Annotated in this window: 19 protein-coding genes; 10 read left to right on the plus strand and 9 right to left on the minus strand. The window is 58.1% G+C overall.

The annotated features are described in order from the left end of the window. Position 1: 1 nt before the first annotated feature. The 3 genes from rsmB to def all read right to left on the minus strand — a co-directional run bounded on the left by rsmB (position 2) and on the right by def (position 2897). Positions 2-1312: a 16S rRNA (cytosine(967)-C(5))-methyltransferase RsmB gene (gene rsmB, locus ACZRMS_RS10915; protein WP_463995357.1), complete on the minus strand. Its 1311-nt coding sequence runs from the start codon at positions 1310-1312 to the stop codon at positions 2-4. Continuing rightward, on the minus strand, positions 1309-2268 hold the full coding sequence (gene fmt / locus ACZRMS_RS10920) for a methionyl-tRNA formyltransferase (RefSeq protein ID WP_463995358.1): 960 nt from the start codon (positions 2266-2268) through the stop codon (positions 1309-1311). Before fmt ends, rsmB begins: the two co-directional genes overlap by 4 nt. Positions 2269-2390: 122 nt before the next feature. After that, a complete protein-coding gene (gene def / locus ACZRMS_RS10925) occupies positions 2391-2897 on the minus strand; it encodes a peptide deformylase (RefSeq protein ID WP_463995359.1) in 507 nt (168 codons plus the stop codon). Positions 2898-3278: 381 nt separating this feature from the next. Here def and dprA point away from each other — a divergent pair, with 381 nt between their 5' ends. Continuing rightward, positions 3279-4376 (plus strand): DNA-processing protein DprA, encoded by a 1098-nt coding sequence (gene dprA, locus ACZRMS_RS10930; protein WP_463995360.1) that lies wholly within the window; start codon positions 3279-3281, stop codon positions 4374-4376. Positions 4377-4411: 35 nt separating this feature from the next. Next, the gene (tsaC, locus tag ACZRMS_RS10935; RefSeq protein WP_463995361.1) at positions 4412-4969 is read left to right on the plus strand and encodes an L-threonylcarbamoyladenylate synthase type 1 TsaC; all 558 of its coding nucleotides are present in this window, start codon (positions 4412-4414) and stop codon (positions 4967-4969) included. Between the two features lie 123 nt (positions 4970-5092). Here tsaC and ACZRMS_RS10940 read toward each other — a convergent pair whose 3' ends face one another. Beyond that, entirely contained in the window at positions 5093-6070 is a 978-nt protein-coding gene (locus tag ACZRMS_RS10940; RefSeq protein ID WP_463995362.1) for an NADPH:quinone reductase, read from the minus strand. 162 nt (positions 6071-6232) lie between these two features. Between ACZRMS_RS10940 and hemF the strand changes: the two genes are divergently transcribed. Then, on the plus strand, positions 6233-7147 hold the full coding sequence (hemF, locus tag ACZRMS_RS10945) for an oxygen-dependent coproporphyrinogen oxidase (RefSeq protein ID WP_463995363.1): 915 nt from the start codon (positions 6233-6235) through the stop codon (positions 7145-7147). A gap of 22 nt (positions 7148-7169) precedes the next feature. Then, positions 7170-7991 (plus strand): shikimate dehydrogenase, encoded by an 822-nt coding sequence (gene aroE, locus ACZRMS_RS10950; protein ID WP_463995364.1) that lies wholly within the window; start codon positions 7170-7172, stop codon positions 7989-7991. A 16-nt stretch (positions 7992-8007) separates the two neighbouring features. Here aroE and ACZRMS_RS10955 read toward each other — a convergent pair whose 3' ends face one another. Both ACZRMS_RS10955 and betC read right to left on the minus strand, forming a co-directional pair. Beyond that, the gene (locus tag ACZRMS_RS10955; RefSeq protein WP_463995365.1) at positions 8008-9576 is read right to left on the minus strand and encodes a SulP family inorganic anion transporter; all 1569 of its coding nucleotides are present in this window, start codon (positions 9574-9576) and stop codon (positions 8008-8010) included. 10 nt (positions 9577-9586) lie between these two features. Further along, positions 9587-11140 carry a choline-sulfatase gene (gene betC, locus ACZRMS_RS10960; protein ID WP_463995366.1) on the minus strand — a complete coding sequence of 518 codons (1554 nt, stop codon included), beginning with the start codon at positions 11138-11140 and terminating at the stop codon, positions 9587-9589. Positions 11141-11249: 109 nt separating this feature from the next. Between betC and ACZRMS_RS10965 the strand changes: the two genes are divergently transcribed. The 5 genes from ACZRMS_RS10965 to betT all read left to right on the plus strand — a co-directional run bounded on the left by ACZRMS_RS10965 (position 11250) and on the right by betT (position 17477). Further along, positions 11250-12176, plus strand: a complete 927-nt coding sequence (locus ACZRMS_RS10965) for a choline sulfate utilization transcriptional regulator (protein ID WP_463995367.1) — start codon at positions 11250-11252, stop codon at positions 12174-12176. Between the two features lie 24 nt (positions 12177-12200). Further along, complete coding sequence (locus ACZRMS_RS10970) at positions 12201-12527, plus strand: DOPA 4,5-dioxygenase family protein (RefSeq protein ID WP_463995368.1); 327 nt, start codon at positions 12201-12203, stop codon at positions 12525-12527. Between the two features lie 284 nt (positions 12528-12811). Then, positions 12812-13348, plus strand: coding sequence for a hypothetical protein (locus ACZRMS_RS10975; protein WP_463995369.1), 537 nt, complete (start codon positions 12812-12814; stop codon positions 13346-13348). Between the two features lie 99 nt (positions 13349-13447). Continuing rightward, positions 13448-14848, plus strand: a complete 1401-nt coding sequence (locus tag ACZRMS_RS10980; RefSeq protein WP_463995370.1) for a hypothetical protein — start codon at positions 13448-13450, stop codon at positions 14846-14848. A gap of 631 nt (positions 14849-15479) precedes the next feature. Then, positions 15480-17477, plus strand: a complete 1998-nt coding sequence (gene betT / locus ACZRMS_RS10985) for a choline transporter BetT (RefSeq protein WP_463995371.1) — start codon at positions 15480-15482, stop codon at positions 17475-17477. 138 nt (positions 17478-17615) lie between these two features. On the opposite strand, the gene ACZRMS_RS10990 is transcribed toward betT, so the two are convergent. Both ACZRMS_RS10990 and ACZRMS_RS10995 read right to left on the minus strand, forming a co-directional pair. Next, on the minus strand, positions 17616-18044 hold the full coding sequence (locus ACZRMS_RS10990) for a PIN domain-containing protein (RefSeq protein ID WP_463995372.1): 429 nt from the start codon (positions 18042-18044) through the stop codon (positions 17616-17618). Continuing rightward, on the minus strand, positions 18041-18286 hold the full coding sequence (locus tag ACZRMS_RS10995; protein ID WP_463995373.1) for a FitA-like ribbon-helix-helix domain-containing protein: 246 nt from the start codon (positions 18284-18286) through the stop codon (positions 18041-18043). Before ACZRMS_RS10995 ends, ACZRMS_RS10990 begins: the two co-directional genes overlap by 4 nt. Before the next feature lie 417 nt (positions 18287-18703). On the opposite strand from ACZRMS_RS10995, the gene ACZRMS_RS11000 reads away from it, so the two are divergent. Beyond that, the gene (locus tag ACZRMS_RS11000; protein WP_463995374.1) at positions 18704-18961 is read left to right on the plus strand and encodes a hypothetical protein; all 258 of its coding nucleotides are present in this window, start codon (positions 18704-18706) and stop codon (positions 18959-18961) included. A gap of 76 nt (positions 18962-19037) precedes the next feature. On the opposite strand, the gene ACZRMS_RS11005 is transcribed toward ACZRMS_RS11000, so the two are convergent. After that, positions 19038-19253, minus strand: a complete 216-nt coding sequence (locus ACZRMS_RS11005) for a TOBE domain-containing protein (RefSeq protein WP_003444581.1) — start codon at positions 19251-19253, stop codon at positions 19038-19040. Positions 19254-19261 lie beyond the last annotated feature (8 nt).

The raw sequence follows: 19261 nt of genomic DNA on the forward strand, positions 1-19261 counted from the left end.
ATTAGCCGCGTGCTGCAGCGATCTTGATCAATTTGGCGTAATAGAAACCGTCGTGCCCGCCCTCTTGTGCCAGCAACTGGCGACCGTGGGGCTGCTTGATGCCGAACTGCCCTGCGATATCCAGCTCCCGGGCGCCCGGGGTGCGGCCGAGGAAGGCTTCGATCACTTCAGTGTTTTCGGTCGGCAACGTCGAGCACGTGGCATAGAGCAAGATGCCACCGACTTCCAGCGTTGGCCACATCGCGTCCAGCAGTTCGCCTTGCAAGGTGGCGAGTGCGGCGATGTCATCCGGTTGGCGGGTCAGCTTGATGTCCGGGTGGCGACGGATCACCCCGGTGGCCGAGCACGGTGCATCGAGCAAGATGCGCTGGAACGGCTTGCCGTCCCACCAGGCGGCGGTGTCGCGGCCATCGGCTGCAATCAGCTCGGCGCTCAGGCCCAGACGCTCAAGGTTCTCGCGCACCCGCACCAGGCGCTTGGCTTCCAGATCAACCGCGACCACGCCGGCCAGTGCCGGTTCGACTTCCAGGATGTGGCAGGTCTTGCCGCCCGGTGCGCAGCAGGCGTCGAGTACGCGCTGGCCCGGCGCCAGATCCAGCAGGTCGGCGGCCAGTTGCGCGGCCTCATCCTGCACGCTGATCCAGCCTTCGGCAAAGCCCGGCAGATTGCGCACATCACAGGCCTGGGCCAGCACGATACCGTCCTGGCTGTAGACGCACGGCTGGGCTTCGATATCGGCCTCGACCAGCAATTGCAGGTACGCATCGCGGGTTTTATGGCGACGGTTAACGCGCAGAATCATGGGCGGATGTGCGTTGTTGGCAGCGCAAATGGCTTCCCACTGCTGCGGCCAGAACGCCTTGAGAGATTTTTGCAGCCAGCGCGGGTGCGCGGTACGCACTACCGGGTCGTGTTCAAGCTCGGCCAGCAAGGCTTCGCTCTCGCGCTGGGCGTTGCGCAGCACGGCGTTGAGCAGGGCTTTGGCCCACGGCTTTTTCAACTTGTCGGCGCAGCCCACGGTTTCGCCGATGGCCGCGTGGGCCGGGATACGGGTGTAGAGCAGTTGATACAAGCCCACCAGCAGCAGCGCTTCAACATCGGCGTCGGCGGCCTTGAACGGCTTTTGCAGCAGCTTGTTGGCCAGCGCCGACAAGCGTGGGTGCCAGCGCGCAGTGCCGAACGCCAGGTCCTGGGTCAGGCCGCGATCGCGCACCTCAACCTTGTCCAGTTGCAGCGGCAAGGAGCTGTTGAGCGATGCTTTGCCGTTCAGCACTGCAGTCAGTGCCTTGGCGGCGGCCAGACGAGGGTTCATTGCGCGTTTTCCGTTTGACCGAGGGTGATGCCGACAGCGAATTTCTCACGGCGACTGTTGAAAAAATCACTGAAGTTCAGCGCTTTGCCGCCAGGCAATTGCAGGCGGGTGAGGCACAGCGCGCCTTCACCACAGCCGACGATCAGGCCGTCTTTACTCGCCGCAATAATTTGCCCCGGTGCGCCTTTGGCGTCCGCTACGGTGGCGGCCAGCACTTTCAGGGCTTCGCCACTGAGCGTGCTGTGGCAAACCGGCCATGGGTTAAAGGCACGAATCAGGCGCTCCAGCTCAACGGCCGGGCGGCTCCAGTCGATGCGTGCTTCGTCTTTATTCAGCTTGTGGGCGTAGGTCGCCAGGCTGTCGTCCTGCACCTCGCCTTGCAGCGTACCGGCTGCCAGACCGGCAATGGCCTGGATGACGGCGGGCGGGCCCAGTTCGGCCAGACGGTCGTGCAGGCTGCCGCCGGTGTCGTTGGCGCTGATCGGGGTGACGGACTTGAGCAGCATGGGGCCGGTGTCCAGACCCGCCTCCATGCGCATCACGGTCACGCCGCTTTCACTGTCACCCGCTTCGATGGCGCGCTGGATCGGCGCAGCCCCACGCCAGCGTGGCAGCAGCGACGCGTGGCTGTTGATGCAGCCCAGGCGCGGAATATCCAGTACCACTTGCGGCAGGATCAGGCCGTACGCCACCACCACCAGCAAGTCCGGCTTGAGCGCTGCCAGTTCGGCCTGAGCTTCAGGTGCGCGCAGGGTTGGCGGCTGCATCACCGGGATGTTGTGCTCCAGGGCAAGCTGCTTGACCGGGCTTGGCATCAGCTTTTGCCCGCGCCCGGCCGGACGATCCGGTTGGGTGTAAACCGCGACGATCTCGTAAGGGGTGCTTAGCAGTGCCTTGAGGTGTTCAGCGGCGAATTCTGGGGTGCCAGCAAAGACGATGCGCAGTGGCTCAGTCATGGATTACTCACTTGGAATTGAGTGCTCGGGAACAATCCCGGCCTGGAAACCACCGCGGGCAAGCCCGCTCCTGCAACCGGTGCAGAAGCGGGCTTGCCCGCGATGTGCCATGTAAATGTTGATCAAGCGTTCTGGCGGTGCAGTTTTTCCAGCTTCTTCTTGATCCGGTCACGCTTGAGCGTAGACAGATAATCGACGAACAGCTTGCCGTTGAGGTGGTCGCACTCATGCTGGATGCACACCGCCAGCAGGCCTTCGGCAATCAGCTCGAAAGGCTTGCCGTCACGGTCCAGCGCCTTGATTTTGATGCGCTGCGGGCGATCAACGTTCTCGTAGTAACCCGGTACCGAAAGGCAGCCTTCCTGATACTGGCCCATCTCGTCGGTCAGGGTCTCGATCTCGGGGTTGATGTACACCATCGGTTCGCTGCGGTCTTCGCTCAGGTCCATGACCACGATGCGCTTGTGTACGTTGACCTGAGTGGCAGCCAGGCCGATGCCAGGCGCTTCGTACATGGTTTCAAACATGTCATCGATCAATTGACGGACTTCGTCGTCCACAACCGTCACAGGTTTGGCGATGGTGCGCAGTCGCGAGTCCGGGAATTCGAGGATGTTTAAAATAGCCATAAGTTTGATTGGTGCACTGTGTGAAAGATTCAAAAACGGTTGTCAGGTGGGTCCTGTGGACTCGAGCAACCTGTGCAAAACGTCTCCTTCAGAGAGAACCCGCTCGGGCTCTGGCGTTTCACGCGAGCGCATATAATAAAGGGATTCACCCGCGGATGAAACGACTAGCTGCCGTGCTGCACAGCCGCATGTCTCAATTTGAAACCAACCTGCGCCGACTCTGTACGACGTTCAACTAAGGTTGGGTTTCTACATTCAATTTCAAGGGTCGCCCGGGTGCTCAATCCGGCGTTTCTCATCGGTTTTCAAACAACTTGTCAACAGACTTATCCACAGCTTGTTCCTTATATTTAGTTGGAATAATCGATCAAGGATGATCCCATGCCGCTGTCAGATATTTCCCCGGCCGAGCTGGAAGCCCGGTTGCGTCTGCACCGCTTGCCCGAAGTTGGGCCGCGTCGCTATTACACCCTCTTTAGAGCCTTCGGCTCGGCCAGTTCGGCGCTTAGCGCGCCGGCCAGTGCATGGGCCGCCCTGGGGCTGCCCGCCGCCAGTGCCCAGGCGCGGCGCAGCCCTGAAGTTCGCGATGGCGCCAGCGCTGCATTGCGCTGGCTTGAGGGCTCCAGCCACCATGTGCTGCTGCACGACCACGCCGATTACCCGGCACTATTGAGTGAGCTGAGCGATGCGCCGCCGGTGTTACTCGTGGCCGGTGACCCTTCCATACTGGAAAAACCGCAGTTGGCAATGGTCGGTAGCCGACGCGCTTCACGGCCGGGTCTGGACACCACCGCAGCCTTTTCCCGCAGCTTGGCCGGGGCCGGTTTTGTGATTACCAGCGGGCTGGCGCTGGGGGTAGATGGTGCGGCGCATCAAGCGGCGCTGGACGTCGGCGGGCTGACGGTGGGGGTATTGGGCACCGGCCTGCAAAAACTTTATCCACAGCGCCACCGCGCCCTGGCGGACGCGATGATTGCCAGCGGCAGCGCGGTGGTTTCGGAGTTCCCTCTGGACGCCGGGCCGCAAGCGGCCAACTTCCCGCGGCGTAATCGAATCATCAGCGGTTTGTCCCTCGGGGTGCTGGTGGTCGAAGCCAGCGTGGCCAGCGGTTCCCTGATCACCGCCCGCCTGGCCGCCGAGCAGGGGCGCGAGGTGTACGCAATGCCCGGCTCAATCCACCACCCGGGTGCGCGGGGCTGTCATCAGTTGATTCGCGATGGCGCCACTCTGGTCGAGACGGTCGAGCATATTCTGGAGGGCTTGCGTGGCTGGCGCTCAATGCCGTTACCCACCGCGGATTTGTTTACGCCAAGCTGTCATCCGTTAGTGCAACTGTTGCAGGTAGCGCCTTACACCAGCGAAGCACTGGTCAGCGCCAGCGGTTGGGATTTGCCCCGACTGCTGGCCGCCCTGACCGAACTTGAGCTGGAGGGGCGTGTGGTGCTGGAGGGTGGGCGTTGGTTTGCTCGCGCCAGCTAAGTACACTGCGCGCAGCACATATTTGGAGACATTCAATGATCAGCACCTGGCGCGTCCAACAAGCTGCAAGAGCCATTCGCGCAGGCGCGGTGATTGCCTATCCGACCGAAGCAGTCTGGGGTTTGGGCTGCGACCCGTGGGATGAAGAAGCGGTTGAGCGGTTGCTGGCGATCAAATCGCGGCCTGTGGATAAAGGCCTGATTCTGGTGGCAGACAACATTCACCAGTTCGACTTTCTATTTGAAGATTTCCCGCAGGAATGGCTCGACCGTATGGCCGGCACCTGGCCGGGCCCTAACACCTGGCTGGTGCCGCATCAGGGCTTGCTGCCCGAATGGATCACTGGGGTACATGACACCGTGGCGTTGCGCGTGAGCGATCACCCGCTGGTGCGAGAGCTGTGCGCATTGGTGGGACCGGTCGTATCGACTTCGGCCAACCCGGCGGGCTTGCCTGCTGCGCGTACACGGTTAAAAGTTGAGCAGTATTTCCGTGGGCAGATCGATCATGTGCTGGGCGGTAATCTGGGCGGGCGTAAAAACCCGAGCCTGATCCGCGACCTGGCCACCGGCAAGGTGGTTCGCCCGGCGTAGGCACACACGCTTTTCTGTTTTGTGGGAGCGGGCTTGCTCGCGATTGAGGCACTACGGTGTGTCAGTTACACCGCAGCGATTCCATCGCGAGCAAGCCCGCTCCCACAGGGATGGACGCTTGTATTAAGGCAGCAAAATCGTCGAGCCCGTTGTACGCCGTGCCGACAATTCCGTCTGGGCCCTGGCCGCATCACTCAGCGCAAAACGCTGGCTGATATCGACCTTGATGCTGCCACTGCGAATCATCCCAAACAGCTCATCGGCCATTTTTTGCAGGTTTTCGGCGTTATTGGCGTAAGTCGCCAGTGTCGGCCGGGTGACATACAGCGAACCCTTCTGCGACAGAATCCCCAGGTTCACGCCCGTCACAGCGCCAGAGGCATTACCAAAGCTGACCATCAGCCCGCGAGGTGCCACGCAGTCCAGCGAGGTCAGCCAGGTGTCCTTGCCGACACCGTCGTAGACCACCGGGCACTTCTTGCCGTCGGTCAATTCCAGTACCCGCCTGGCCACATCTTCATGGCTGTAATCGATGGTTTCCCACGCGCCCAGCGCTTTGGCGTGAGCGGCTTTTTCGGCCGAACTGACAGTCCCGATCAGTTTTACGCCCAACGCTTTGGCCCATTGGCAGGCCAGCGAACCTACGCCACCCGCCGCTGCGTGAAACAGGACGGTTTCACCGGCTTTGAGTTCATAGGTCTGACGCAACAGGTACTGCACCGTGAGCCCCTTGAGCATCACGGCGGCGGCTTGTTCGAACGAAATATCGTCGGGCAGCTTCACCACATTCGCGGCGGGCAACACGTGCAGTTCGCTGTACGCGCCCAGCGGTCCGGTGCCGTAGGCCACGCGGTCGCCGACCTTGACGTTGCGCACCTCAGAACCCACCGCGTCGACAATGCCCGCCCCTTCATTGCCCAGCCCGGACGGCAGTTCAGGCAGCGGGTACAAGCCACCGCGGTAATAGGTATCGATAAAGTTCAGACCGATGGCCTGGTTGCGCACCCGCACGTGTTGCGGGCCCGGCTCGGCGGGTTGGAAGTCGACATATTCAAGCACTTCAGGGCCGCCGTGGGCCCGAAACTGGATACGTTTAGCCATCTGCACTGTCCTCGCTCATTTCACGAAGCCACCATCCAACGCTTAAGCGTGACCTTCGTCAACTGCGGTGATGCGGGGGGCGGTGTTATGCTAGCGGCCCTTTGCCGCCGGCCCCGCTCAGAACGAAGTGCCGCGTCGCTTTGCCCGATTTAAGGTGATGTCATGACTACTCGCACCGAGGCTGTAAAAGCCTACCTGCTCGACCTTCAAGACCGCATTTGCAACGCACTGCAAACTGAAGACGGTGGCACGCAATTCGTCGAAGACGCCTGGCAGCGCCCGGCGGGCGGCGGCGGTCGCACCCGTGTGATCGAAAATGGCACTGTGATTGAAAAAGGTGGGGTTAACTTTTCCCACGTGTTTGGCAGCGGCCTGCCGCCGTCGGCCAGCGCCCATCGCCCTGAACTGGCGGGCCGTGGCTTTGAAGCCCTGGGTGTGTCGCTGGTGATCCACCCGCATAACCCGCATGTGCCGACTTCCCACGCTAACGTGCGTTTTTTCATCGCCGAAAAAGAAGGCGAAGAGCCGGTCTGGTGGTTCGGCGGCGGCTTTGACCTCACGCCCTACTACGGCGTAGAAGAAGACTGCGTGCATTGGCACCGCGTGGCCGAGCAGGCTTGCGCCCCGTTTGGCGCCGATGTGTACCCGCGCTACAAAGCCTGGTGCGACACCTACTTCCACATCAAGCATCGCAACGAGCCGCGCGGCATTGGCGGTCTGTTTTTTGATGACCTGAACGAGTGGGATTTCGACACCTGCTTCGCGTTTATTCGTGCCATTGGCGACGCCTATATCGACGCCTACCTGCCGATCGTTCAGCGCCGCAAAAACGACGAATACACCGCCCAGCAGCGTGAATTCCAGGAATTGCGCCGTGGCCGCTACGTGGAGTTCAACCTGGTCTATGACCGTGGCACCCTGTTTGGCCTGCAATCGGGCGGTCGCACCGAGTCGATCCTGATGTCGTTGCCGCCGCAAGTACGCTGGGGCTACGACTGGAAAGCCGAACCGGGCAGCCCGGAGGCGCGCCTCACCGAATACTTCCTGCAAGACCGCGACTGGCTAGCCAACGCCTGACATTGCCCGAGGAGTTTGCCTGATGGACCGTTACGTTGTTTTTGGTAACCCGATTGCCCACAGCAAATCCCCGGTGTTGCATCGCCTGTTTGCCGAGCAAACCGGTCAGGTCATGCAATACGACACCTTGCTCGCGCCGCTGGATGATTTTGCTGGCTGCGCCACTGCGTTCTTCCAAGCCGGGCGCGGCGCCAACGTCACCGTGCCCTTCAAGGAAGAGGCTTATCGGCTGGCCAACCAGCTGACCGCCCGGGCGCAGCGTGCAGGTGCGGTCAACACGCTGAGCAAACAGCCCGATGGCAGCTTGCTGGGGGACAACACCGACGGTGCCGGCCTGGTGCGCGACCTCACGGTCAATGCCGGCTTCAGCCTCAAGGGCAAACGCATTTTGGTGCTGGGCGCGGGCGGTGCGGTTCGTGGTGCATTGGAGCCCATCCTGGGCGAAGGGCCGGCCTCTGTGACCATCGCCAATCGCACGGTTGAGAAGGCCGAGTTGCTGGCCGAACTGTTCAGCGACCTGGGCCCGGTGGCGGCCAGCGGTTTTGACTGGCTGCACGAGCCGGTCGACCTGATTATCAACGCCACCTCTGCCAGCCTGAGCGGCGAAGTGCCGCCGATTGCCAGCAGCCTGATCGAGCCGGGTAAAACCCTGTGCTACGACATGATGTACGGCAAGGAGCCGACACCGTTTTGCCTGTGGGCCACCGAACATGGCGCGGGTCAGGTGATGGATGGTCTGGGGATGCTCGCCGAACAGGCGGGGGAAGCGTTCTACCTGTGGCGCGGCGTGCGCCCGGATACGGCGCCGGCGTTGGCCGAGTTGCGCAGGTTGCTGGCGCAATAACTGTGGGAGCGGACGTTTACCCTTCAAACAAAACCGGGCACCGATCCGCCCCTTCCAGCTTCTTCAACTCCTCCACTACCTGCGTCCGCGCCCGGCGCAGGGTCAAGCTGCGGCCTAACCCCCGCAATCGGCGCGCCTCCTGATGCAGCATCTCAACCCCTGAGTAATCGATAAAGTTGATGTGTTGCGCCTCGATCACCACTCGCTGGCCTTGGGTGCGCTGCAAGCGAACTTGCAGGTAATGGCTGGCGCCGAAAAAAATCGAACCGCCAACCCGCAACACCTCTTCGTCACCCTCGCGCCATTGGTGGATGCGCGGGCGTGAAGTGCGTTTAAGGTAGAAAAACAGCGAAGCCAGCACCCCGGCATAAATCGCCGTTTGCAGCTCCAGTAGCAACGTCGCGATACAGGTCAGTGCCATCACCGCGAACTCGGCGCGGCTCACCCGCCACAGCGCGCGAATCCCCCGCGTGTCCACCAGCCCCCAGCAAATCAGCAAAATACTGCCCGCCATCGCCGGGATCGGAATGTGCGCAATCAGCTTCGACCCGGCCACGGCGAACAACGCCACCCACAGCGCTGAAAACACCCCTGCCAACGGCGAATTGGCACCGCCCTCGTAGCTCAACCCTGAGCGCGTGAACGAGCCCGACGACAAATACCCGGAGAACAACGAGCCCACCACATTGGACAAACCCTGGGCGCGAACTTCCTGGTTGGCATCGAGCATCTGCTGCGAACGTGTAGCTAACGAGCGGGCAATCGACAAACTGGTCACCAGCCCCAGCATGCCCACCGCTACGGCGCCTGGCAGCAAACGCAAGATCGTTTCGAGGTCCAAAGGCAGTGGGCTGAAAGGCGGCAGACGGCCGACAAACGATTGCACCAGCTCGACATGCCCAAACACCTGCGGCAGCAGCCATACCACCAGGCTGGCGATCACCAGCGTGAGCAGCAAGGTCGGCCAGCGTGGCATCCACAGCTTGAACACAACCCCCAGCACCAACGTGCCCGCACCCAGCAACAACGAGGCGGGATCAAATTGGCGAATATGGGCGAGCAGCGTCAACAGGCTGTCGAGTGCAGTGGCTTTGCTCGATAAGTGCAGCCCCAGCACATTGGGCAACTGGCCCAGCGCGATCACAACTGCCGCGCCGAGGGTGAAGCCGAGTATCACCGAGTGCGAAACAAAATTGGCCAGTGCGCCAAATTTGAGCATGCCGATCAGCCACTGAAAAATCCCGGCCAAAAACGTCAACAGCAAAATCAGGCCGATGTAGTCCTGAGTACCGGGCACCGCCAACGGGCTGACGCTGGCAAACAGCACGATGGAAATCGCCGCCGTAGGGCCGCAAATCAAATGCCACGACGAACCCCACAGGCAGGCGATGATCACCGGCACAATGGCCGCATACAGCCCGTACTCGGGCGGCAACCCGGCGATCAGGGCGTAGGCGATGGACTGCGGCAACGCCAGAATTGCACCACTGAGCCCCACCAATGCATCGCGGCCCACGCTGGCGCGGGTTTGCTTGGGCAGCCAGCTTAAAAAGGGCAATAAGTGTTGGAGTTTGGGCCAGGCCATGTAGGACTCTTCAGATATCGGTCTTGGGCAGAGTGTCGTTTAACCCTGCCGGGTGCAAGGCGCCAGGCTGTGGATAACGTGCCGTGCGCTCCAGGTCGTCGAGGTCGATGTGGTTACGCATGTATTGCTGGCTGGCGTCGACCCAGGGTTGATGATCCCAGCTGGTGAGCTTGCCCGTGGCCAGCGCTTGAGTGACCAGCCGTCGGCGGCGCTGGCTCGCGAGCACTTGCCGGTGAATCAGAGGGATGTCCCATTTGGCCCGTGCCTGCGCCAAAAAATCGTTGAACAGCGCCTGATGCCCGGGTGACTGACTGAGTTCTTCCAGTTCGCGCGGGTCGTTGTGCAGGTCATACAGCAGGCAGGGATCGTCTTCACTGTAGATAAATTTGTAGGCGCCACGGCGGATCATCATCAACGGGCTGATGGTGCCTTCGGCCATGTACTCGCCGAAGACCTCGTCATGGCCGCCCTCGCCGCGCAAGTGAGGTACCAGCGAGCGACCGTCCAGCGCCAGATTGTCCTCCAGCGTGCCACCCGCCAATTCGACAAAGGTGGGCAACAGGTCGGCGGTCGAGACGGCCGCGCCTATGCGCGCCGAATCAAATTGCCCCGGCGCGTACACCACCAGCGGTACCCGTGCGGCCATCTCGAACCAGTGCATTTTGTACCAAAGCCCGCGCTCGCCCAGCATGTCGCCGTGATCGCCGGAAAACACGATCACCGTGTCATCGGCCAGCCCGGTGTCTTCAAGGGTTTGCAGCAGCCGGCCGATGTTGTGGTCGATGTAACTGCACGCGCCGAAATACGCACGGCGGGCGTCGCGAATCTTATCCACAGGCAGCGGTTTGTCCCACAGGTCGTAGGCCTTGAGCAGGCGTTGCGAGTGCGGGTCGAGGCTGGCTTGTGGCGGGGTGTGGGGCAGCGGAATGTCTTCGTCGCAGTACAAATCCCAGAACGGTTTGGGGATGGTGTACGGGTCGTGCGGATGGGTCATGGACACGGTCAGGCAAAACGGCTGGTCGCCGTCCTGGCGAATGTGGTCGAACAGGTATTGCTGGGCCTTGAACACCACCTCTTCGTCGAAATCCAGCTGATTGGTGCGCACACAGGGGCCGGCTTGCAGCACCGAGGCCATGTTGTGATACCAGCTGGGCCGCGCATCCGGCTCATCCCAATTGACCGACCAGCCATAGTCGGCGGGGTAAATATCACTGGTCAGGCGCTCCTCGAAACCATGCAACTGGTCGGGCCCGCAAAAGTGCATCTTGCCCGCCAGTGCCGTGCGGTAACCCAAACGGCGCAGATAGTGCGCGTAGGTCGGTACATCAGCGGGCAAGTCCGCCGCGTTGTCGTAGGCGCCGATCTTGCTCGGCAGCTGGCCGCTGACCAGGGTGAAACGCGACGGCGCGCACAGCGGGCTGTTGCAGTACGCCGCGTCGAACACTACGCCTTGAGCCGCCAAACGGCTCAGGTGCGGGAGTTTGATCGGGGACGGGCCGTAAATCGGCAACAAGGGGGCGGCCATTTGGTCAGCCATGATGAACAGGATATTTTTGCGTGACATAGGCGGTCGACCTTTCAAAAATTTATGCGAAAGTGCTGACAAGCAGCATGAAGGCCACGTCTGGCGTGGTAAAACCCATACACCGCAATAACTCGGATAAGCACTGCTAATGTATGAAGCTCTGGGTGACGTGTCCCTCGACCTGCTGCGCACCTTTGAAGCGGCAGCCCGGCATCGCAGTTTTACCGCCGCGGCACAGGAACTGGGCACTACCCAGCCCGCCATCAGCCAGCAACTCAAACGGCTGGAAGCGCGTTTGGGCATTCGTTTGTTTGACCGCATCTATCGCGGCATCGCCCTGACCGAAGCGGGCTTGGGCCTGTTCTTGCACGTTCAGGCAGGTTTGCAGCAAATCGACTCAGGTTTGCAGGCGTTACGCAAACAGCCGGCCCGTGAAGTGCTGCAAGTCGCCACCGACTTTGCCTTTGCGGCGTATTGGCTGATGCCGCGTCTGCCGCGTTTTCACGGGCTTTATCCACATATTGATGTAAGCCTGATTACCCGCGAGCGTAGCCATGACGCCCTGCATGGTGATATCGACGTGGCGGTATTGTTTGGCCAGGGGCGATTTACCCAGGGTGAGTCCCAGTGGTTGTTCAATGAAGAAGTTTTCCCGGTGTGCAGCCCGCACTTGTTGTCCGGGCAGGCGCTGCCGTTATCGGCTCAAGCCCTGGGCGGCTTCCCGCTGCTGCAACTGCGCGGCGAACACGCCCGCCAGTGGTTCGACTGGTACCGGCTATTTGACGCCTTCCAGCTTGGGCAGGCGCCTGCGCCGGGCCAGCTACGCTTTGACAACTACACCCTGCTGATTCAGGCCGCGATAGCCGGGCAAGGCATGGCCATTGGCTGGAAGCACCTTGTGGATAACTTGTTGGAGCAAGGCGTTCTGTGCCGCCCGTTTGCCGAGTCGGCGCAATCGGCATTTGGCTATTACGCGGTGATGCCACCGCGCAAACGGCGCAACCGACTGGCTAAAGTCTTTGTTGACTGGATGCTGGCGGAGCAGAATGCGGGTGCAAGCCAGCTGCCACATTAAATGCATCCTTTCACGAGGCCCCCTATGCAACGAATCAAGGGCTACCACGCCCACGTCTATTTCGACGCCACCACCCTCGATCAAGCCCGCGCCTTGTGCCTGGAGGCTGCGCAACTGTTTGGCGTTCAGATGGGCCGCGTCCACGAACGCCCGGTGGGCCCGCACCCGGACTGGAGCTGCCAATTGGCCTTCGGCCCGGAGCTCGTCGGCATCGTCCTGCCGTGGCTGGCGCTCAACCGCAACGGGCTGGTGGTGTTCCTGCACCCTGATACCGGCAATGACCTGCTGGACCACACCGACCATGCGATCTGGATGGGGGCTGTTCGGCCGCTGGATTTGTCTGTGTTTTAAACCGGGCCGCGCAGTTCAGCGCCCGTCTTAACCCTCTCCTACATAATATTTTTAGTTACGGAAATATCCGACATTAAGAGCGGCGGCTTCGCTGTGGTTATATTTTGATACCGGGCCTAAAGTTTTCTGAGTAACAAGTTTTTATCTGGCTCTTGGATTGATCATGAAAATAATACGGCCTAAAACGACGTCCCTCGCTGTGCTCTGGAGAGTAAACGTCGTTGATGAGTATATTTATTCCTTCGGCGGAAAAGACGATTCATTAGCAATAATGGAGATTGGTAATGCGTAGATATCTTCTAGGCGCGTTCCTGTCACTCGTGTTTGCTTGGGGCTCTATGCCCGCCAATGCAACCTGCACGTTTGTTAATAAAAAAACGAATATCAGTGTTTTCTCCTTTTATCTCTCAGATGAAGATTGCCAGCTTATTGATTTTAACGGTGAAACCGTAGTCACGCTTCGTGTTGAGTACCCGTCCATGAAGTTAGTGGGCTATAAAAATAGATCTGACAACATAGTAGTATTGATTTTATTTCCTGTGTCAGTTCCGCCGTTTGATATAGACCGGGCTTTCGGGAAATTAAAAGCCCTTACGTCTTTTGATGGGGTTGAACGGTTAGAGGGTAGTGAGAAGATTTATAGGGTTGCGGGCCGTGACGGAAGCAATGCTTACCTATCTGAGTGGGAAATTATTTATGTGGGAAAAAGAGCGTACAAAAGTATTTTGGGGGCTGACTACTTGTTTAAGCGTGAGATTTCAGACCTTAAAAAAGTCGATGATTTTGTGTTGAATTTTCTGGATCGTTTTTTAATTAATTAAAGAGAAAATAAAATGGTGTCAATACCACTGACAACTGCGGATATTAAATACCTGGAGCGTAGGCTCGCTGAGAAAGACTACTCGGGAGGGTACCAGTACTTGTATGATGTTGCTCAGAAAGCCATCGCCAACCAGGCCGATGGCGAAGTGAGAGACCCAATGCTGATGGCGGCTAACTGGCTTATTTCGGCAAAGTCTATTAATAATCTTGATAGAACGTTTGTTAGTGAAATAGTTTATAACTCCATGCGATATGCCGTTGAGCGCTCCGGAAGGCAGTTTACTTCGCGCATGTACAAAAATGCCTCTGACAAATTAGCCCACCAAGTTATTGCGGATTTTATTAATGCTAAAGCCATTTTGCCAATTAAAGAAGTAATTAAAAGAGACGTACAAGCCGCAGTTGAAGGCCTGGGCTTGGAGCCATGGCATTGGGGCGGAACCCTCGGTGATGAATTTCCTGTGTGGATGGGTGGATTAGGGCATGATTATGTTGAGATTCCGGGTCGTACTTTTCTAGAACAGATGGAAAATTATGCCACGGTATTCATACAAAATGCCGCCGCTATCGGGATGATTGTCGAACGATATTTAGACGATGTTTCAATGGTTGTGTCTATTGCCGCAAAGGTAATATTGGAAAGATTATTAATCGCAGAAGTAGAAATCAATATTTTGCTGCCTCTGATTCCGGGTGGAGGTATAAGCAATGGAACGGGTGGCGGTGGCGGAAGTGGAGTAACCTCTGCATCGAACGGCTACAGCACCGGTGGAGGCCTTCCTGTGACCTCCGGCGAAAAGCCAGTTGCAAATGTTGATATTTCATTGGAAAGTGTTGGTGGTCTTAATTATATAACGCCAGAGCAAATTTCAAAAATTAAATGCCTGCTGGATAGAAAAATAGACCCTTTGATTTTAGATCTGAATGGATCAGGAATAAAACTCACCAGCCCTCATGTTTCTCCTGTTCATTTCGATATGAACAACGATGGCGAGAAAGTTCAAACGGGATGGAGCAGTACTGAAGAGGGTATTGTTGTTGTGGATTTGGATGGGGACGGAAAAATTGATGATGTCTCGGAATTGATGTCAGAATATTTTGGCGCCGAACAAGGAAACCGTGACTCCCCTAGTGAAAAAACCTTTGATAATGCTTTTGATGCGCTGCGCAGTCTGGATAGCAACAAAGATCTTAAATTTGATAACCAGGACCATCGATGGAGCGATGTGAAGATCTGGATTGATGCTGATCACGATGGTCAAAGTTGGGTTGATGGCCCTCAACCGTCAGAGAGTGCAAGCGAGCTACACACTCTGGACGAACTTGGTATTTCACACATTGATCTGAAGTATACGAAACCATTAGCAGATATACGAAGTGGAAATGATATAGTCGGAGTCAGTAACTTCACTCAAAAAGGTGAAGTCAAAGAAGCCGTGGCCGTTAATTTTTCGATTATTGTTCCCGATGGGTCTTCAGCAGATAAATCGCCGAAGTGAATAAGTATAAGTGATTTTACAACGGGTATATGGCCTTCCTGTAGGCTGACTTCATTATGGGAATTATTCTCCACTCCTGTGTTTTGAATGCATAGTTGAGTATGCCAACTCGTTGAGCCTGTCGATGGGTAACAGCATGAGGTGTTATTTATGTGCCACGATTTATTCGTTTTGGCGTTTGTGCTTCGCTGGCGCCAAGACGAAGCCAATCTCAGAGGGGACTTCAATCAAGCGGGTTTCCCCTTGTCGACTCATCTGTACGCTCTGCCTGAACCGCTGTTGATCCACACCTGAATGCTGTCTGTTTTTTGATTACTACGCCTCTGCGAGCATTTTTTTTGGATTTTTTTCAGCGCCCGAAAATCCCGCTTTCTGTTGCCGTCGCTTCGCGCTGATAGCCCCACCCTATAACGGTTGAACGTTGATCATGGCCATGTGTCATACCCTGCCATGAGCTAACGTATTAGGCGTCTAGCCGTGGGCAGCGATTAGTGCTGAAAGGCCATCCATGTTTAACTTGAATGGTTGTTCAAGTTAAAACGGTGGTCCGCTGCCCGCTCACAACAGGAGGCTAACCCTTGCCGAATCCGCTCTTTTTGATCTCGTTTTACCTCTATAAGGTGCACATCCAATGAGTGTACCGATCACGTCGGAGACGTCCCAGATCCGCATGAACCCGCCGGTGTTTTACTTTGCCGCCGCGTTTATTTTGATCTTTGGCCTGGTGGTTATCGCCATGCCACAAGCAGCCGGTGAATGGCTGCTGGCAGCACAAAACTGGGCGGCCAATACGGTCGGCTGGTACTACATGTTAGCGATGACTCTGTATCTGATCTTCGTGGTCGTCACCGCCTTGTCCGGCTACGGCAAGATCAAGCTCGGTGCCGACCACGACGAACCCGAGTTCAGCTACCTGTCCTGGGCCGGCATGCTCTTCGCCGCCGGGATCAGCATCACGCTATTTTTCTTCTGCGTTTCCGAACCCCTGACCCACATGCTCGCCCCGCCCCAAGGCGAAGCCGGCACATCAGAGGCTGCGCGCCAGGGCATGCAGTTGCTGTTCCTGCACTGGGGCCTGCATGGCTGGGGCGTGTTCGCCTTTGTCGGCATGGCGCTGGCCTACTTCGCTTATCGCCATAACCTGCCCCTGGCGCTGCGCTCTGCGCTGTACCCGCTGATCGGCAAGCGCATCAACGGGCCGATCGGTTATGCGGTGGATGGCTTCGGCATCATCGCTACCGTGTTTGGTCTGGGCGCCGACATGGGCTTTGGCGTGTTGCACCTCAATTCCGGTCTCGATTACCTGTTCGGTTTGCCGCACACCCAATGGGTGCAAGTGGGCCTGATCACGTTGATGATGGGCGCAGCCATCCTGGTGGCCATTGCGGGCGTCGATAAAGGCGTGCGCGTGATGAGCGACATCAACATGCTGCTGGCCTGTGCGTTGCTGCTGTTTGTGTTGTTTGCCGGGCCTACCCAGCATTTGCTCAACACCCTGGTGCAGAACATCGGTGACTACCTGGGCGCGTTGCCGACCAAGAGTTTCGATGTGTACGCCTATGACAAGCCCAATGACTGGCTGGGCGGCTGGACCGTGTTCTATTGGGCCTGGTGGATCGCATGGTCGCCGTTTGTGGGCCTGTTTATTGCGCGTATTTCCCGTGGCCGTACCATCCGCGAATTCGTGTTTGGCGTGCTGCTGATCCCGCTGGGTTTCACCCTGGCGTGGATGTCGATCTTCGGCAACAGCGCCATCGATCAGGTGCTCAACCACGGCATGGTTGCCCTCGGCCAGTCGGCCATCGACGACCCGTCGCGCACCCTGTACTTGCTGCTTGAGACTTACCCGTGGAGCCGGACCGTGATTGCGGTGACGGTGTTCATCAGCTTCGTGTTCTTCGTGACCTCGGCCGACTCCGGCACCGTGGTGCTGTCTACCCTCTCGGCGCGTGGCAACAACGCCGACGAAGACGGCCCGAAATGGTTGCGGGTGTTCTGGGGTGCGATGACTGCGCTGGTCACCAGTGCGCTGTTGTTCTCGGGCAGTATCGATGCGCTCAAGTCAGCGGTCGTGCTCACTTCGTTGCCGTTCTCGCTGATCTTGCTGCTGATGATGTGGGGCCTGCACAAGGCGTTCTACCTCGAGTCGCAGAAGCAAATCGCGCAGATGCACTCTTTGGCGCCGGTTTCGCACTCGCGTCGTGGCGGCTGGCGTCAGCGCTTGAGCCAGGCCGTGCACTTCCCGTCCCGTGACGAGGTGTACCGCTTCATGGACAGCACCGTGCGCCCGGCGATTGAAGAAGTGAGCGCGGTGTTCCTGGAAAAAGGGCTTAACGTTGTCACCCAGCCGGACCCGGCCAACGACAATGTGAGCCTGGAAATCGGCCACGGCGAAGAGCATCCGTTCATCTATCAGGTGCAGATGCGCGGCTACTTCACGCCGTCCTTTGCCCGTGGTGGTTTTGGCAAAAAAGAGCAACTGCGCAACCGTCGCTACTACCGTGCGGAAGTGCATTTGGCCGAAGGCAGCCAGGACTACGACCTGACGGGCTACACCAAAGAGCAAATCATCAACGACATCCTCGATCAGTACGAGCGTCATATGCAGTTTTTGCATTTGGTTCGGTGATTACCTGAATCACCGAGTGGATGCCATCGCGAGCAAGCCCGCTCCCACCGGTTTCGGTGTGTTTGCACTTTGTGTGAACACTCTCCCTATCTGTGGGAGCGGGCTCGCTCGCGATTCAGGCGCCGCGGTGTAGTTGGCTCAAGACTCGTCCACGAGCCACGGATTGATAAGTGAGACGTTGCCGTGGGCAAAATCTTTCACGTTGCGCGTGGCAAGGCTGGCGTTGTGTAGTTGGCATATCGCCGCTATTTGCGCTTCGGCCATGCTGACAGGCTTGCCCTTGGCTTCACTGTCGGCAACCCATTGCGCATAGCGTGAAGCCGCATGTGCATCAAACGGTAAAACACGATCAGCGAAATCCTCGCTGAAAATCGCCCATGCCATTTCATGCAAATGGTCTTTGCGTTTGCTGGCGGGCAAACGGGCAATGCCATGAAGGATCTCGGCCATCGTAATGGCGCTGATAAATAAACCATCGGCACTTTGTGCATCCATCCACGCCATCACGCCAGGGTTTGGTTGAGCACGCATCAATTCAGAAAGCACGTTGGTATCGAGAATAATCATTCGTCAAAGTCCACCGTGCGGGCGCGTTCCTCTCTGCTTGGCAACTCCAGTTCAACGCCACCTGCCTGCGCAAAACGTGCATGAATCCGGCTCGCAAGGCCCAGGCTTGACGTGGGCGCTTTGAGTGCCCGGCGCAATATCAGTCGTACCTCTTCCTCCATCGAGTGACCGTTGAGAGCGGCCTCAATGCGCAGGCGCTCTTTAACCTGATCATCCAGGTTTCGAATGGTAATGCTGGCCATATGCACCTCTTGCAATCAATGAAATCGTTGGAATCATAGAAAGCTTTAGAAGTTGTCGCCAGTGAGGGCCGACCAGCGGCGCCGCTTAAAGCGTGCTTCTACAGACCCTTCGCGCACTTGTGTGGGATCGGGCTTTCACGCTCTGCACCCCATTGTGATGCCCCCGGCGGGCTGCCTATAGTCCGCCCCGTCGCTGAAAAATCAGCGATCAGGCGTGCAAGCCTGATTATTGGATTTCAACTTTTCATATCGCTTGGTAGGCTCAGCGCCTGCAATCGGCGTTATGGCGGTTGTGCGCGGGAGATCTTCGGGTCTGCCGGGTCCCAATAACCGGTCTTGCACACCCGCGCACAACTGCCACCTTCTTTCTGCGTGCAAGCTGATCGGAGTGGCTCCTCAAATTATTGGAGTTCAACCATGACGCATTACATCCCCCAAACCGACAACCCCGTCGGCTCAAATGTCTTGTTAATCGATACCCGCGCCTCTGTATCTGCCTTGCTGGCCTGTGCCGAGCAGCGCATTCAGGCGGCCAAGAATCTGTTGCGTTGTTTGGCGCTGATGAGCGCCCGCAGCCATGACCCCCACGACTTGAGCGCCGTGTGTGAGGCGTCGTCTTTGTTGTTGCAGCAAGGGTGTGATGTGCTGCAAGTACTGGCGCTGCAACACGCCTGATCCCGCGCAAGGGCAAATGTGAGCCAAAAAAACCCCGAAGGGCTCACGCCGTTCGGGGCTGTGGATCACCCATGATTTACAACTTTGCGATGGACACTTCGGTGGATTTTACGAAGGCGATCACTTCGCTGCCCACCACCAGTTCCAGCTCTTTGACCGAGCGGGTGGTGATCACGGAGGTCACGATGCCCGATGCGGTTTGTACGTCGATTTCCGACAGTACGTCGCCCAGCACGATTTCCTTGATGTGGCCTTTGAACTGGTTACGAACGTTGATGGCTTTGATGGTCATGGTGTCGA

Source organism: Pseudomonas sp. B424 (genome assembly GCF_055408345.1).

Coding starts and splice junctions, on each gene's coding strand:
- ACZRMS_RS10955 (WP_463995365.1), bottom strand. CDS start 9,576: ATGGCCTGGCCCAAACTCCAACACTTATTGCCCTTTTTAAGCTGGCTG.
- ACZRMS_RS10975 (WP_463995369.1), top strand. CDS start 12,812: ATGCGTAGATATCTTCTAGGCGCGTTCCTGTCACTCGTGTTTGCTTGG.
- betC (WP_463995366.1), bottom strand. CDS start 11,140: ATGTCACGCAAAAATATCCTGTTCATCATGGCTGACCAAATGGCCGCC.
- ACZRMS_RS10990 (WP_463995372.1), bottom strand. CDS start 18,044: ATGATTATTCTCGATACCAACGTGCTTTCTGAATTGATGCGTGCTCAA.
- ACZRMS_RS11005 (WP_003444581.1), bottom strand. CDS start 19,253: ATGACCATCAAAGCCATCAACGTTCGTAACCAGTTCAAAGGCCACATC.
- ACZRMS_RS10995 (WP_463995373.1), bottom strand. CDS start 18,286: ATGGCCAGCATTACCATTCGAAACCTGGATGATCAGGTTAAAGAGCGC.
- dprA (WP_463995360.1), top strand. CDS start 3,279: ATGCCGCTGTCAGATATTTCCCCGGCCGAGCTGGAAGCCCGGTTGCGT.
- aroE (WP_463995364.1), top strand. CDS start 7,170: ATGGACCGTTACGTTGTTTTTGGTAACCCGATTGCCCACAGCAAATCC.
- fmt (WP_463995358.1), bottom strand. CDS start 2,268: ATGACTGAGCCACTGCGCATCGTCTTTGCTGGCACCCCAGAATTCGCC.
- hemF (WP_463995363.1), top strand. CDS start 6,233: ATGACTACTCGCACCGAGGCTGTAAAAGCCTACCTGCTCGACCTTCAA.
- ACZRMS_RS10970 (WP_463995368.1), top strand. CDS start 12,201: ATGCAACGAATCAAGGGCTACCACGCCCACGTCTATTTCGACGCCACC.
- ACZRMS_RS10965 (WP_463995367.1), top strand. CDS start 11,250: ATGTATGAAGCTCTGGGTGACGTGTCCCTCGACCTGCTGCGCACCTTT.
- ACZRMS_RS10940 (WP_463995362.1), bottom strand. CDS start 6,070: ATGGCTAAACGTATCCAGTTTCGGGCCCACGGCGGCCCTGAAGTGCTT.
- betT (WP_463995371.1), top strand. CDS start 15,480: ATGAGTGTACCGATCACGTCGGAGACGTCCCAGATCCGCATGAACCCG.
- tsaC (WP_463995361.1), top strand. CDS start 4,412: ATGATCAGCACCTGGCGCGTCCAACAAGCTGCAAGAGCCATTCGCGCA.
- ACZRMS_RS11000 (WP_463995374.1), top strand. CDS start 18,704: ATGACGCATTACATCCCCCAAACCGACAACCCCGTCGGCTCAAATGTC.
- rsmB (WP_463995357.1), bottom strand. CDS start 1,312: ATGAACCCTCGTCTGGCCGCCGCCAAGGCACTGACTGCAGTGCTGAAC.
- def (WP_463995359.1), bottom strand. CDS start 2,897: ATGGCTATTTTAAACATCCTCGAATTCCCGGACTCGCGACTGCGCACC.